The 13,311-nt window shown below is 52.1% G+C and carries 16 protein-coding genes and 1 pseudogene; 5 read left to right on the top strand and 12 right to left on the bottom strand.

Annotated elements, in window-relative coordinates:
* Positions 1-18: 18 nt before the first annotated feature.
* The 3 genes and pseudogenes from ONZ54_RS23300 to ONZ54_RS17555 all read left to right on the top strand — a co-directional run.
* Positions 19-165 (top strand): annotated as a pseudogene (locus ONZ54_RS23300) (replicative DNA helicase); the annotation flags it as partial.
* Between the two features lie 173 nt (positions 166-338).
* A complete protein-coding gene (gene alr / locus ONZ54_RS17560) occupies positions 339-1,412 on the top strand; it encodes an alanine racemase (RefSeq protein ID WP_131731298.1) in 1,074 nt (357 codons plus the stop codon).
* A 368-nt stretch (positions 1,413-1,780) separates the two neighbouring features.
* A complete protein-coding gene (locus tag ONZ54_RS17555; protein WP_271788301.1) occupies positions 1,781-2,191 on the top strand; it encodes an H-NS family histone-like protein in 411 nt (136 codons plus the stop codon).
* 764 nt (positions 2,192-2,955) lie between these two features.
* On the opposite strand, the gene ONZ54_RS17550 is transcribed toward ONZ54_RS17555, so the two are convergent.
* The 12 genes from ONZ54_RS17550 to ONZ54_RS17500 all read right to left on the bottom strand — a co-directional run bounded on the left by ONZ54_RS17550 (position 2,956) and on the right by ONZ54_RS17500 (position 11,820).
* Entirely contained in the window at positions 2,956-4,635 is a 1,680-nt protein-coding gene (locus tag ONZ54_RS17550) for a DUF2326 domain-containing protein (RefSeq protein ID WP_271786802.1), read from the bottom strand.
* Complete coding sequence (locus tag ONZ54_RS23220; protein WP_334312713.1) at positions 4,626-4,862, bottom strand: ABC-three component system middle component 6; 237 nt, start codon at positions 4,860-4,862, stop codon at positions 4,626-4,628. The genes ONZ54_RS17550 and ONZ54_RS23220 overlap by 10 nt, the downstream gene beginning before the upstream one ends.
* Positions 4,859-5,449, bottom strand: a complete 591-nt coding sequence (locus ONZ54_RS17545) for a hypothetical protein (RefSeq protein ID WP_271786801.1) — start codon at positions 5,447-5,449, stop codon at positions 4,859-4,861. Before ONZ54_RS17545 ends, ONZ54_RS23220 begins: the two co-directional genes overlap by 4 nt.
* 8 nt (positions 5,450-5,457) lie before the next feature.
* Positions 5,458-5,763: a hypothetical protein gene (locus tag ONZ54_RS17540; RefSeq protein WP_271786800.1), complete on the bottom strand. Its 306-nt coding sequence runs from the start codon at positions 5,761-5,763 to the stop codon at positions 5,458-5,460.
* A 64-nt stretch (positions 5,764-5,827) separates the two neighbouring features.
* The gene (locus ONZ54_RS17535) at positions 5,828-7,939 is read right to left on the bottom strand and encodes a replication endonuclease (RefSeq protein ID WP_271786799.1); all 2,112 of its coding nucleotides are present in this window, start codon (positions 7,937-7,939) and stop codon (positions 5,828-5,830) included.
* A 512-nt stretch (positions 7,940-8,451) separates the two neighbouring features.
* Positions 8,452-9,177, bottom strand: a complete 726-nt coding sequence (locus ONZ54_RS17530; protein WP_271786798.1) for a hypothetical protein — start codon at positions 9,175-9,177, stop codon at positions 8,452-8,454.
* 5 nt (positions 9,178-9,182) lie between these two features.
* A complete protein-coding gene (locus ONZ54_RS17525) occupies positions 9,183-10,151 on the bottom strand; it encodes a P2 family phage major capsid protein (RefSeq protein WP_271786797.1) in 969 nt (322 codons plus the stop codon).
* A 14-nt stretch (positions 10,152-10,165) separates the two neighbouring features.
* Positions 10,166-10,735 (bottom strand): GPO family capsid scaffolding protein, encoded by a 570-nt coding sequence (locus ONZ54_RS17520; protein ID WP_271786796.1) that lies wholly within the window; start codon positions 10,733-10,735, stop codon positions 10,166-10,168.
* Positions 10,732-11,061, bottom strand: a complete 330-nt coding sequence (locus ONZ54_RS17515) for an Ogr/Delta-like zinc finger protein (protein ID WP_271786795.1) — start codon at positions 11,059-11,061, stop codon at positions 10,732-10,734. The genes ONZ54_RS17520 and ONZ54_RS17515 overlap by 4 nt, the downstream gene beginning before the upstream one ends.
* The gene (locus tag ONZ54_RS17510; RefSeq protein WP_271786794.1) at positions 11,043-11,255 is read right to left on the bottom strand and encodes a hypothetical protein; all 213 of its coding nucleotides are present in this window, start codon (positions 11,253-11,255) and stop codon (positions 11,043-11,045) included. Before ONZ54_RS17510 ends, ONZ54_RS17515 begins: the two co-directional genes overlap by 19 nt.
* Entirely contained in the window at positions 11,255-11,494 is a 240-nt protein-coding gene (locus ONZ54_RS17505) for a hypothetical protein (RefSeq protein ID WP_271786793.1), read from the bottom strand. The genes ONZ54_RS17510 and ONZ54_RS17505 overlap by 1 nt, the downstream gene beginning before the upstream one ends.
* Positions 11,491-11,820, bottom strand: coding sequence for a Cox family DNA-binding protein (locus ONZ54_RS17500; RefSeq protein WP_241325099.1), 330 nt, complete (start codon positions 11,818-11,820; stop codon positions 11,491-11,493). Before ONZ54_RS17500 ends, ONZ54_RS17505 begins: the two co-directional genes overlap by 4 nt.
* A gap of 116 nt (positions 11,821-11,936) precedes the next feature.
* Here ONZ54_RS17500 and ONZ54_RS17495 point away from each other — a divergent pair, with 116 nt between their 5' ends.
* Both ONZ54_RS17495 and ONZ54_RS17490 read left to right on the top strand, forming a co-directional pair.
* Positions 11,937-12,236 carry a helix-turn-helix transcriptional regulator gene (locus ONZ54_RS17495; RefSeq protein WP_271786792.1) on the top strand — a complete coding sequence of 100 codons (300 nt, stop codon included), beginning with the start codon at positions 11,937-11,939 and terminating at the stop codon, positions 12,234-12,236.
* 66 nt (positions 12,237-12,302) lie between these two features.
* Positions 12,303-13,289, top strand: a complete 987-nt coding sequence (locus ONZ54_RS17490; protein ID WP_271786791.1) for a phage integrase — start codon at positions 12,303-12,305, stop codon at positions 13,287-13,289.
* Positions 13,290-13,311 lie beyond the last annotated feature (22 nt).

Raw genomic sequence — 13,311 nt, 5'->3', positions numbered from 1 at the left:
TGGTGATGGCGGATTAGATACCACCACGAAAGCCCTGAAAGGTAGCCGAGTTCTCATCGGTCAACCGCGTAACGGTGCCAATAGGGCCGCGTGCGCCTTACCTTCCAGGGGCAGTTCTCCCGGTTCGACAACTACGCCGGTCCGGCGTTTGATGACGATTACTAAGTAGGGGTCGGTCTGCGCACCCATATCGGTGCCTGGGTCCCCCCAGATCCAAGACACAGTTTTCCCGGTTCGACAATTATGCCGGTCCGGCCTTAGACGATGACAATTAAGGGCTGACACCACACGGTGCCTGGCGCATTCACGCGCCATCATGCCCTCGTAAGGGAAAACAGATGAAAGCGGCAATTGCCCAAATCAATACAGCGGCCCTGCGCCACAACCTCGCCGTGGTCAAACGGCATGCCCCCGATTGCAAGATCATTGCCGTGGTCAAGGCCAACGCCTATGGCCATGGCCTGCTGCCGGTCGCCCGCACCCTGGTGGATGCGGATGCCTACGCAGTGGCCCGTATCGAAGAGGCGCTGATGTTGCGCTCCTGCGCCGTGGTCAAACCGATCGTGCTGCTGGAGGGTTTCTTCTCGAGCGCCGATCTGCCGGTGCTGGCGGCCAATAATTTGCAAACTGCGGTGCACACCTGGGAGCAGCTCGAAGCGCTGGAGCAGGCCGAACTGCCGGCTCCCGTGGTGGCCTGGCTCAAGCTCGACACCGGCATGCACCGGCTCGGGGTGCGCAGCGACGAGATGCCCGCCTTTATCGCGCGTCTGGCCAAGTGCAAGAACGTGGTGCAGCCGTTCAACATCATGACTCACTTCAGCCGCTCCGATGAACTCGAACAATCGACCACCCGCGAGCAGATCGACTTGTTCAGCAAGTTGACTGCACCGCTCCTGGGCGAGCGGGCCATGGCGAACTCGGCGGGCATTCTGGCCTGGCCCGATTCCCACTGCGACTGGGTGCGCCCCGGCGTCATCCTGTACGGCGTATCCCCCTTCCCCAATACGGTGGCGGCGGATTACGACCTGCAGCCTGTGATGACCCTCAAGACCCAGCTCATTGCGGTGCGGGATCACAAGGCGGGCGAGCCTGTAGGCTATGGCGCCAACTGGGTGTCGGACCGGGATACCCGGCTCGGCGTCATCGCCATCGGCTACGGTGATGGCTATCCGCGCATGGCGCCCAACGGCACTTCTGTGCTGGTCAATGGCCGCATAGTGCCGCTGGTGGGCCGTGTCTCCATGGACATGACCACAGTGGATCTGGGGCCGGGTGCCACCGACAAGGCCGGTGACGAAGCCGTGCTCTGGGGTGAGGGACTGCCGGTGGAGCGGGTCGCAGACGAGATTGGCACCATCCCCTACGAGCTCATCACCAAGCTTACTTCCCGCGTGTTTATGGAATACGTCTAGGCTCGGTCAGCACCAAACGTAAAAAAGCCCCGTCAGGTCTTTTTTATAAGGCAAGTAAGTACATGAAACAAAAGGACTTGTTTCAGTCAATGTCCACACGTTGACCACATTGAGAGAAAATGACCAAAGCCCCGCATAGTCGGGGCTTTTCTCATAAACATAAATTTGGCCACCAATGCTGCCGCGCTACGCTTGCCACCCTGTGGAATGGGCAAGATGAACAAACATTATCTTACCCATTCCACGGGGCTATTATTTTTTATTACTCCAATTATCCGAAGGATATTTATATATCCAGCCCAGCGTTCTATGATATGTTTATCAATGAAATTGATGAACACCTTTATTTGTCATTTAATGGGGACACCATGAACGATTTTCTTAAAACACTACTGAATATTCGTAGTCTTCGCGTGGCCCTGCGCGAACTTCCATTTGCACAACTGGAAGAGGCGAAAGAAAAATTCGAGCAGGTCTATACGGAACTCTTTGAATCTACTGAAAAAGAACGGGCCGAGAAAGTAGAGCATCAGCGTAAGCTTACTGAGTTCTCTGAGATGCTGAAACAAGCTGGTGTAGACCCCCGTGACTTAATCAGCGGCTCAACCCCTGCCGCTTCAACCAAGGCCAACAATAAGGTGAAGCGAGCACCACGCCCAGCTAAATACAAATATCAAGAAGATGGCCAGGAGAAAACCTGGACTGGTCAGGGCCGTATGCCAAAGGCAATCGCTGAGCAAGTTGAGCAAGGCAAGAGCCTTGATGATTTCCTGATTTAATATCAGAGTCTTGCCAGATGCCGCCTACGGGCGGCATTTTTATACCTCCCACACACCTTAACCCCTACTTGTGACAAGCTATGACGGACAACATAAGAGGCTTAAAAAGTTCACACGCGAATTCATCTGCTGGCGTGAAAAACTACGCTAACCACCTGATTATTAATGTTTTTTAAGACTTACAGAGAGGTCATGCCAGATTAGTGGCTTGCTGATAAAATCCCACGGAAAATTAATTTAATCATTATTTTTCAATGTGTTATGTTTTTACTATATGAGTTGTCTTGTGAATATTTGAGCCGAAAACGATCACAAAATGAAATTTTGTGAAATTCTGATTTACCCCCAAGACCCCAGTAATGGCGCGGCCTGGATAAGAGATCTTCATCATAAAAAAATTTCACAAAACGCAAGATTTTTAGCGCGGAGGTGGGGGGGGAGGAGTGCGGATTCCGTGACATCACTCCGTCCGCATCCCTTTCTACGATCTCAGAAGTCGTGTGAGTGTATGCATGCCCTGAACTTGACTAGTAAAGGCCACTGAGTGGCCCTGCAGGGTGTGTAACCCATGCAGTTCGGCACGTTCAAACCATCTTGGTTGTAAGCTTCAAGCCTTTGCAATGATAGGTGATAAACACAGCATGTAGGTGAGAGAGGAGCCTGTTATGCAAACATCTGTACAGCCAAGAGGGATAGAACATCCTCTCTTGGTTGTCGACCGAATAAACATGTCTGGCACTATTATCTTCAAATTTTAATATAAACTATGCAAGTTTGAAGAACTTGTTCTGTTTTGACAGTTCCACAACGATAAAATCATTAGGCTTTTCTAGGGCGGATAATTTATCAGATAAGATAGATATAATAGTTTGAATTTTCCTGTCTTCAACATATTCAATTAATGTGCTCAAAGAAGATTCATCTATTGCTTCTAAGTAATCTTGCATAGTGAAATGGATGCTATTAAGTTTCTTCTCCCTCATATACTCAACCATCGCAACATCAAAGGCAAATGCTCCAACACGAGGAACACCATCTCCGGTGTTTAGATGCTCGTTGATAATGGAAAATGCAACCTCGCCACGGTCATTTGCATTAGCTTTAAATGTGTTTTTATAAGTCTTAAATATTTTATGCGTAATTCGTTCATAAAAAACATTAAATGCATTTATATTGCTATCTAAGGTTGCCAGGCCCACATTGATTTTTCTATTTATTAATGCCAGCTCAGATTCTTTATTTGAGATCTCTTCAAGTATATTGCTAACCTCCTGAACAACATAAGAGGCATTACCTCTGATTTCAGCCAGAGATTCTATTTCTTTATCTATAAGAATGAAGCCACTCAGATGCCCATCTTTTGATAAAACCTTAACTATTTCCTTTTCTTTTTCTAAGTGCTTATCTAATTTACTTTTTTTATTTTGTAGATCTATTTCCAATAAAGACACTTTTTCTTTCACATACTCGGCTTTTTTTAGAAAAATTGAATTGTGAAAATCTATGGCCTCAGATAGTTTTTTTGATATTGTTGGTAGGAATATATTCGCTTCTTTATATATTGCTTCAATTTTTGATGTATCAACATCAGTTATATTTCCTTCATATACAGATATCGTCTTTTTGCTGTAGAGTAATTTAGTTTCTATTCTAGTTATATCTTCTGTCAAAGAAGCTCCGATCTCTCTCGATTTACGAAGAGTTTCTATTGATTTGTTTTGGAAGAAGCCGATATTGTAACTCTCTGCTTGATCTTTCAGGTCTTGTATTTTTAGATCAATTTCTGCCAGTCGCTCTTTGAATTCAAGCAGAGTATTTCCATTAAGAAGTGCAAGCCTCCTCGCATCCAAATTCTGTATATCTTTTTTTAAGAAAAAACTGGCCTTTAGTTTATCTAACTCAGAAAAATCAAATAAATAAGCATATATTAGGACATAATCATCATCGCGACTATAAATATCAAGGAACCTATAAGCGTTATTTACAGTTTGCTTAGAAATTCTAAAAAACTTACTTTTTATCATTTTGAAAGTTGGCTTTTCTGCATTATGACCAAACAGACCACTAATTGCAGAAAGAAATGCAGACTGTGATTTAATGCGCTCTCCATCAATATAATTATCATATCTCAATCGTTCATTTACTAGTGTGCAATTTCGTTTTATTGTGTGAGTAAATGAGCCAACTTTAATTATTAATTCAAACGTAATTCGTCCTGAGGTAACATAGGATTCAACATCAAGGTTTACTTTATTATTTTCTGGATCTTTCCAAATAGATTTACCATCAGAACCTAAACAAAAATTTATTACCCTTAATGCTGTACTCTTTCCTATTTGGTTCCCATTGTCGCCATCATGAGTGATTATATTTATCCCTTCTCTAAAAGGGATATGTCTAATGACTTTGTCGAGATCGTAGACATTAAGCTCAATTAGTTGCATAGTTTCACATCGCCAGTTTCACTGAGACAAATAACGCTAATTATGAATAACCAGTCTAAACCGTAGATAATATATGAAAGTGATATAGGTTTATATTGTGAATTGTATCTTTCATATAATGAAATCGGAGGCATAGCCCTGTTCTCATTGTCGTTTAAAATTGAAATTATATTCGCCCCGATAATATATAAATATTTGTTTGGCGGGGATGCTTTCGATAAGATCACTGTGGTGCCTCAAGGATCTGACAATTGATAAAACCGTAGCAAACAATGAGCTCTTGTGCCGCTTCAATTAATTCTATCGGGGCAGATATCGCTGATGTAGCACTTGATATTATGTTCTCAGATACAATGCTTATGATTTTATCAGCATGACTATTTATTAACGCTTTGACATCGTCGCTAAATGGATCAATGCCACTTTCCATAATTATTTTGCGCTTAACATCTTTATATTTTTTATTTATGGTCCATAAGAATTTTTCTTTAGAACCAGGCTCTTCACTATCAATATTATCAATGACCATTTCGATTACTGACATGTAATTACAGTACTCTATTATGTTATACGCATATGCCTTGACTGCATTGAATTTTATTTTATCCTCGACCCCTGGCATACCAATACTTAAGTCTGACACATCACAAGACGGGTTATAGACGTCTATAATCCTCACCATTATTGGTGTCAAAAGAGAAGTGACTGCTTGAGTCTGATGATAAATATTTTGATTAACTGTTACAGGGCCAGCACCGTTACTAACAATTGCAACGCCATCTTCATTGGCACTTGCGCTGCCTATTGGAAACATACCCATACCTACTTACTGGACTGGTTAACTTGTACATTGCCGCTACCTGAGCTGACAATTGCAACACCATTGCCATTTGCAGTCGCAGAACCGCTCTGTAAATTTGATTTCCTTAAGTGCGCAATAAGCAAAATTAGAGAAAAAACAAAGGTCAGCGCCAATGATAGAATCAATATATAGAAAGTCTGAGCTTGGGATAACTTTGAAAAAATTGGCAACTTTAACCATTCAGCATGAACCATTAAAAAAACTGCACTTGATATACCAGCTAAACCGGTACTAGCTTTGAGTATTAATCCAATAAGTGTATCCATACATCCCCCTAAAATCTTAAAGGATGCATTATGTCAATAGCAAGCAGCGTGCGTCAATTGGGTATCACTCACTGTTGTGCTCTAGATCCCATAGTTGCTGTATTTTGAAGTTCATTATATGAACGTGCCGATCAATCTGATGATAGGCCGTACAGTTACTGCCAGAGCTCCAAGGAGCGCAGCTGGCGCCGCTTGAGGGCACCTCGCTACGCTCGCCAAACCCTGCTTCGCTTCGCTCGCTCAACACCTCCTCGGCGCTCTCTGCGGGCTTGTCGCTCGCTTTGCGGCGTAGCACCCAGCCATCAAGGCGTGTGGCCTTAACGGCGCTGCCAGCAGCCACACCCACAAGCCGGATCACGTCTTCCCCGTACTTGTTCTTGGCGGGGTCTATCAGGTGATGCAGCCGTACTGGTCGCGCATCCCGTGGACACACGGGGCCGCCCATCGAATAGGTAAACTCCTTCCAGTTCGCCGCGTCCGCATAGCGGCGGCACTCTTCCATGATTTCGCTTTCAAGCGGTGCCACCGTGCGGCCTTCCTTCTCTTGCACTCGCCCAGGTAGTCGCCGCAGCTCTCGCCATACGCTCACAGACGGCCCGCCCAGTTGCTGAAACTGGCGCAGGCCCCAGAGGGACGCCCACGCCCTGACCCGCCTTGCTCCTTCACTGGCGGCGGTCTCGGCCTCAAGGTCGCCTTCGTCCCCTATCTGGTGGCCGTCTATGTTCTTGGCGATGTATTTGACTATGTAGCCCACGGCCCCACCTTTGGCCGGATCCATGACCTTCCAGTCAAAGCGCGGGGTGATGTCGCTATAGGGCCGCTTGCTCACCGGATGGCGCTTGCGCTCAAGGTCGCCCTGGTCATGGCTCAGGGCGTAGCGTTGCATCGTGCTTATCAGTTCATGCTGCTGGGCAGGATTGACGAACAGCAGTAAGTGCCAGTGGGGGGTGCCATCGTGGTGGGGCTCGACTACCCGAAAGCCGAAATACTCGATACCACGGCGGGCAAGGGCCGCGCGGCAGCGCTTCCAGAGGGTGCCGAGATAGGTGTTGGTGTCGCGGGGTGTGTGGCCAAGATACTTGGGATTTTCAGTGGTGCTGGCGGGTTGGCCATATCCCTGGGGGGTTGTCTTCCACGGGTGATATTGGCTCGGGGCTGTCCAGGTGAAGAACAGGCCCACATAGCCCATTTCGTCCGCTGCATCGGAGAAGCCCCGCGCCCTGACCACCAGTTCATCACGGCGGTTTGACGGGTTGGCCATCGAGCTGGCCACGGCATCGGCCAGGGAAATAGTAATGTCGTGTTCTTCGTTGTGCGCCTCCATGCTCTTGAGCCACTGCTCGGCGGCCAACTGGCGCTCGTTGAAGGCCCGCAGGGCGTAGCTAGAGACGTAGGGCGAGACACCGCGCCGCACCTTGCCAAGCAGGATGGCGCAGTGCTCCCGATATTGTTCCCAGAGCTTGCGCAGTTTGCGCGCCCACCATTGCGGGTCAAGCCAGCGGATAAGGTGGGCCGCAATGAAGGTATCGCGGGCCTCGATGCTCTTGAAGCGCGGCAGGGTGGGCAAGAAGCCCCAGGGTTTAAGCGGCTGGCCACAGACCCGCCAAAGGTAGGTTGCGGGGACGGTGTCGGCATGGCCATTGGTGGCCGCATCCAGCAGGCGCTGGACGCGCTCCACGTAGTTCATGGCCAACCGTTCGCGGTGCTCTTTGCGTTGCAAGAGCTCCAACGGTTCGGGGAAGTCGGCTTGCACCTGCCGGAACACTTTCACTCGGTCGGACAACCAGATATTGGCGTCCTTGCAAGCGCTCCCTTTTAAGATGGCTGGCACTCGACGCACACAGTAGCCAGCGAACAGCTCGCCGATAAGCTCGTCGGGTAGTTGTACTGATCCACCTTTGCCGCGTTTGATGGAGAACATCAGCAGGTCGAGCGCCCAATCAAGGTCATAGGCACCTGGAATACTGATGAAGTAGGAGCGGATCACCTCCTCACTGGCTGGGGTGTTGTGGTTGCGCTGGCGAAGGGGCTTATTGGCCTCGTCGAGCGGGTAAAACGGCAGGCGGTGTAAGCGCAAGATGTGGGTCATCTTGGTAACCCGCGCTCGCAAGACGGCGGCGGACTGGTTGCGGCGGGGGCGGCCTTTGTCGGTGAAGGTGCTCAGGGGGTTATTCATACCAGCCCCTCTACACTTGCCCGCAGCGCCCTGGCGTGGGCGGTGGCCTTGGTGTGGGCTTGGCGCAAGGTGGCGCGGGTCAGCCTGCACATGTGTAGCAGCGTGCGCACTTGGCCCCTGTCACGTAGGCCCCTGACCCGTCGCCGGATACGCAACACGGCAAGGCGTGATTGCAGGATGTAGAGGCGGTGATGGTCTTGGCGTAGGGACTCACCCCAGAATGCGGATAAAGCGAGTCCCTCCGCTTGCTGGGCGGCATTGAATTTGATAATGTTCATTGGCTATCTCTTGTCGTGCTTGATATGGGTTAGCTAAAGGGGGCCCCGCAGAGGCTCCCTTTGTCTTTTCTGGCGTTCTGCCTCTCTCGCTCTCCTCTTCCTTGTTTGCCTCTCCCGTCCGGCCATTTGTTCGGCGCGGTCAGCTTTGCTAATCTGCGCCCGCTTGCTCTGTTGTGATAAGCGTGTGAGCACTGAGGGGAGCCGTTATCGGCTCCCCTCTTTCATGTGCCCTCGTCACTCGCCCAGCTCTTGGCGCAAGGTGTAACGCTTGCCCGGACTGTCACACAGCGCGAACAGGTCACTTGCCCGTGGTCGAGCGAGGGGGCTGAGTGCATCACGGGCGGCGGGGTGGTCGCCATCCAGTGGGGCTGCCACACCGCTCATGGCCTCTTTGAGGGCGCGGGCTAATTCGTTTTGCGCCCAGCGTAGCGCCCCCTCCGGCCCCATGATGCTGGCCTTGGCGTGGGTCAGGGCGGCCAGAGCAGCCAGCTGCTGTTTAAGGGGATTCAAGGTGAGAGGCGCTACCTTGTGGTCAAGGTAGCTTTCATAACATCCGGCCACGATGCTCTGGGCGTTGTTCACCGCGAGTTGTGCCTGATAGAGCGGCAGCGCTAGCCGCCGCTCTTGGCTCTGAGACAGGGCGAGCGCTTCTTTGGCATCCCCCAGCAGTTCTTTGAATTCGAGATACTCCCGCGCCGAATCCAACGAGGTGGCCCCACCCATCAGCTGGTTAATCCGCCCTTGGCGCAGCTCTTCAAGGCGAGCCTTGGCGGGCGGGATACGCTCTTGCAGGTGCTTGCGCTGCTCGCGCAGGGTCATGACTTCATCATCGAGCGCCATCAGCTTGGCGCGCTCATTCACAAACTGGGCGATGTGGTCATCCAGTCGGCTGGCTTTGGTGGGAATAGATGCCATCGGGGCGGCGGTAGTAGACACAACTTGCAAGGTGGATTGCGACATCTTGATTACTCCTCGGTAGTGGCCAGGGTGATGGCATCAAAGGCGGCATAGGCGGTCGGCTCGCCCAAGCCATAAGCTTGCGCCCGGTTGTAGCGCACTCCCCATGCGGCATCGTCGCCGAGGTCGCTTACGCTCAGGCGGTGGGTATGGTTGACCGTGAGCACCTGCAAGTTTTCCGTGAAGGTCAGCGCAAAATAGGTGCCCGGCATGTGCTGGCTTGTCAGGGTGGGCAGGTCGGCAATCTTCATGCGCTGCTGTTTATCCCGCACGGCGCCGGGCTTCAGATAGGCTTGTTTGTGGGCGCGCAGTAGGTCGGAACCGACCAGCACTCGCAAGCGAGGGTCATTGCGGTAGGCCTCTGGCAGCAGCGCAACCAACTCATACGCCATCGTATCGAGGTCGGCATAATCGCCGCCCCCGGCGGTATCGAACACCACCGCCCGGTTGAGTACCCGTTTCCCCTCCGGGTCAGCCACCTTGGCCAGTGCTGGCCAGCCCGGCGCCACATCTTCGCCGTTTGGATTTGTGACCGGGTCGGTATTGGTGGCCGCACGTTGCCCACGAAAGCCCACCCGCAGGATGTCATCCCCAAAGGCCGCAAGGGCTAGCCCCTCCAGTAGCTTGTTGGTTTGCTGCTGGTTCATCCCTGCCAGCAGTTGCGATAACTGTTGCCATGTCCAGATAACGCTACTGTCGAAGTCTTGATAATCATGGCTCTGCTTGGTTGGCGAGGCCGGAACAAGGAAACGCCCTTGCGCTTTGCGCCCGGTGCGCAGCTTGGCCTGAATGGGGTCAAACAGGGGGGCGTTGGGGTCGTCGACGCCTAAGACGGTCAGCAGGCTAAGAAAGGGGGTCGCTTGCACAATGGCGGCGCTCAAGGCGCTGCTGGCGGTGGGGTCCAGGGTGCCAAAACAGGCTTGAGGCGCGGGAACAAAGCTCATGCGCATGTCGCGCAACAGGTCAGAAATCAGCATGGGGGAACGGCTCCTTAACATACTCGGGAGGGGGTGGCGTGAGCGCCCGTGGTGACGCGGTCGAGGGTTTGCTGCATGCGGTCAAGGTCGCTTGCCAAGCGCATCGCGTGGTCATGCAGGGTGCTGAACTGTTGAGTGGTGGGTTGGCTTGGCGCCGCCCAGCGGTGAGACTGACCGATAAGCGGGCGGGCTTGGCTGAACTTGAGGCGGGTAACGCCTGTGCTGGCGGGTTCATCTGTGACGCCCAGCGCCCCCAGATACCACTTACCCGTTCCGGCAAAGTCCGGCTTGGGCTCGATAGAGCAAAATTGCAGGCGCCCGTTAGCGTTGAGCGCTATCAGTTCCAGCGTGGGGCAGAGCACGGCAAACAGCTTGAGGATGCCTTGCTCGGTATCTACCTTGAGCGCTTCCACATGCCCGACCGGGCGACTACGGCCATGCTCGGGCCATAGGCAGGCGGTATAGAAATCGGGGTCATAGCTCTCGGCCATCTGGCGCAACCACTCAGGCGCTATCTGTTGGCCATCAACGGTCGGCCCCGCCGAGGCGATGCAGACCCAGCCAGTTTTAACGGGGGTAGTCATAGTGCTCTCCTGACGGTCACAACAGGCTTTTGCCGCGCGATTTCGGCTTCGGTGTCGAGCACTTTTTGCCGCTCGACGACTGACTCATGTAACTTGCGGTGTGCATCTGGTGAAAGGCCACGAGACAGGCTCGCCACCATCTCGCCGCACTGTTTGGCGGAAGGGGTCAAGGTGTGGCTAAAGGACAGGGTGGAAACCCAGGTATGCCCACACATCGGGTCCATGCATTGGCAATAGAGGTTCGCCACCTCTGCGCTCATGCGATAGGTTTTCTGGATACGGCCTTTGCCGCCGCACTCGGTACACATCACTCGCTGAGCGCGCATATGTCCCCCTGATGATGTGGGTTGATGGGATGGGATAAGCGCTGCCACAGGGCACCCCAAGCGATAGCATTGGGCTGCTCAACGGCGGCGACATAGTCAGGCAGGTGTATGAAGCGCTGGCAGGCAGAACCCGCCAGCTTGCGGCGTTGTAGCCGCAGGTTGCGCAACGCGCAGGGGATAGATAAGATGCTCATTAAATCGTGCTCTCGAAAGCTGATTTACTAACCCCGCTTGGTGCTGCAACACCGTTAAGCGGGGTTTTTCTTTGTCCGCCATTCAGGGTTTGCAGCACTGCCAGCTTGCGCGACAGGCACTGCGCCCCCTTTTCATGACAGGCCCGTTGCTGGCGGCGGTTTACCTGCTCCACGGTTTCGCGCAGCAACTGCGCTCCCGCCATGTTCAGGGCCGCTTGTTCATCCCATGTCTGGCTCATACCGGACACCCCAGCCCCAGCCAGGACAACCAGCCGTCACGGATTTCACGGGGGCGGCTCTCGAAAGCCAGCTTCATTCCCTCGTTCCACGCCGGAAGGTAAATCCAGTATTCGGCGGGGGCGCTCGGGTTAAGCGGGTTGCGCATCGGCACCACAGGCACCTTGCCCTTTTCAATCATTCCCCGCACCGCGCCCTTGGTCTTACCTATCATCTTGGCGAACACCTCAACGGGCACGGCATCAGAGGCATTTATCATCGGTTCGAGCACCAGCGACACACGCGGGTCTGTCTCGGTCGGCGGTTGGGTTTGGCTTGCTGCTGTCATCTGATATTCTCCCTCGCGGGCCTCAATGGGCCTTAGTGCATCATAATGGTTTGTTGACTACCTGTAGGTAGCTAACTATTTACATCTTGATACCATGCTATGGAGATCAAATCACTATGTCAACGAGCATAAGTGAAAAACTTGTATTGATTCGAAAGTCTGAATACATGACGAGAAAGCAGTTTTCAGAAGCGACGGGGGTTCCTGTTGGGACTCTAAATTATTATGAAACTGGGAGGTCCACGCCACCGACAGACGTTTCCATGAGGATTCTCAACATCCCTTTATTCACTAAATACACGCTCTGGTTTATGACCGATAAGGTCGCTCCGGAAGCCGGTCAGATAGCACCGGCTCTCGCACACTTTGGGCAAGAAAGCGGGGATTCATCCCGCTCCGACCAGAAAACTGGCTAACCCTGCATGAGGCATTTCTCAGCGAAATAGAAACATTATGTTTGGGTTACATCGGAGGGCTTCGCTATGTCGATTAAGAAGCTCGATGATGGTCGTTATGAAGTGGACATGAGGCCGCAGGGGCGCAATGGAAAGCGCATCCGGCGGAAGTTTGCCAAGAAGCATGAAGCAACCGCCTTTGAGCGGTATGTGCTGGCAAACCAGCATGACAAGGCGTGGATAGAGAAACCAAAGGATGCTCGGCCATTGTCCGAACTCATCAAAATCTGGTGGATCTACCACGGGCAGAATATGAAGTGGGGGGGCACTGCACGCCAAACCCTAAATCTTGTGGAACGGCTAATGGGGGATCCCTGTGCTTTCCAGATTGATGATCGTGCGATTGCCGTGTTTCGCTCTCGCCTACTCAGCCAGGGGATTAAAGCCTCAACGGTGAATCGGCGGCTGATCACCTTGGGGGGAATGTTCAGTTTCTTGATTAGCGCAGGTATGTATCACGCACCTCATCCATTGAGAGATATGAAGAAGCTCAGAGAGGCTCCCACCGCCATGAGCTATTTATCCCAAAGCGAGATTACAGGCTTACTGGCAAGGTTAGAGGGTGATAACCGCAATCTGGCTGTGTTGTGTTTGAGCACTGGGGCTCGATGGGGAGAGGCTGCCGAACTTAGGGCCGAACATATTATCAATCAGCGGGTCATGTTTGTGGCCACCAAAAATGGCAAAACTCGCGTGGTGCCTATTTCGGCAGAGCTATCGTCACGGCTGGTTGATGGCAAGTCAGGGCTGCTATTTCCGAGAGTGGATTACCTGACGGTGCGGCAGGTGTTACGAGAGGTGAAGCCGGACTTGCCACAAGGGCAAGCATCCCATGTGTTGCGCCACACGTTCGCCACACACTTTATGGCCAATGGGGGGAACATCATCACACTACAGCGGATTTTGGGCCATGCGAACATCCAGCAAACAATGACCTATGCGCACTTTGCACCTGACTACTTGCAGGATGCGATCACCTTCAATCCACTACGGGGAGGGGCTGGCATTGAGTGACCACAAGGTGTCCACGTTTAGG

The organism is Aeromonas salmonicida, from assembly GCF_028355655.1.
GTDB classification, from domain to species: Bacteria; Pseudomonadota; Gammaproteobacteria; order Enterobacterales; family Aeromonadaceae; genus Aeromonas; species Aeromonas salmonicida.
Note: the sequence above shows the minus strand (reverse complement) of the source record. Positions and strands in the feature narration are given on the sequence as shown.

Coding starts and splice junctions, on each gene's coding strand:
- alr (WP_131731298.1), top strand. CDS start 339: ATGAAAGCGGCAATTGCCCAAATCAATACAGCGGCCCTGCGCCACAAC.
- ONZ54_RS17555 (WP_271788301.1), top strand. CDS start 1,781: ATGAACGATTTTCTTAAAACACTACTGAATATTCGTAGTCTTCGCGTG.
- ONZ54_RS17550 (WP_271786802.1), bottom strand. CDS start 4,635: ATGCAACTAATTGAGCTTAATGTCTACGATCTCGACAAAGTCATTAGA.
- ONZ54_RS17545 (WP_271786801.1), bottom strand. CDS start 5,449: ATGTTTCCAATAGGCAGCGCAAGTGCCAATGAAGATGGCGTTGCAATT.
- ONZ54_RS17540 (WP_271786800.1), bottom strand. CDS start 5,763: ATGGATACACTTATTGGATTAATACTCAAAGCTAGTACCGGTTTAGCT.
- ONZ54_RS17535 (WP_271786799.1), bottom strand. CDS start 7,939: ATGAATAACCCCCTGAGCACCTTCACCGACAAAGGCCGCCCCCGCCGC.
- ONZ54_RS17530 (WP_271786798.1), bottom strand. CDS start 9,177: ATGTCGCAATCCACCTTGCAAGTTGTGTCTACTACCGCCGCCCCGATG.
- ONZ54_RS17525 (WP_271786797.1), bottom strand. CDS start 10,151: ATGCTGATTTCTGACCTGTTGCGCGACATGCGCATGAGCTTTGTTCCC.
- ONZ54_RS17520 (WP_271786796.1), bottom strand. CDS start 10,735: ATGACTACCCCCGTTAAAACTGGCTGGGTCTGCATCGCCTCGGCGGGG.
- ONZ54_RS17515 (WP_271786795.1), bottom strand. CDS start 11,061: ATGCGCGCTCAGCGAGTGATGTGTACCGAGTGCGGCGGCAAAGGCCGT.
- ONZ54_RS17510 (WP_271786794.1), bottom strand. CDS start 11,255: ATGAGCATCTTATCTATCCCCTGCGCGTTGCGCAACCTGCGGCTACAA.
- ONZ54_RS17505 (WP_271786793.1), bottom strand. CDS start 11,494: ATGAGCCAGACATGGGATGAACAAGCGGCCCTGAACATGGCGGGAGCG.
- ONZ54_RS17500 (WP_241325099.1), bottom strand. CDS start 11,820: ATGACAGCAGCAAGCCAAACCCAACCGCCGACCGAGACAGACCCGCGT.
- ONZ54_RS17495 (WP_271786792.1), top strand. CDS start 11,937: ATGTCAACGAGCATAAGTGAAAAACTTGTATTGATTCGAAAGTCTGAA.
- ONZ54_RS17490 (WP_271786791.1), top strand. CDS start 12,303: ATGTCGATTAAGAAGCTCGATGATGGTCGTTATGAAGTGGACATGAGG.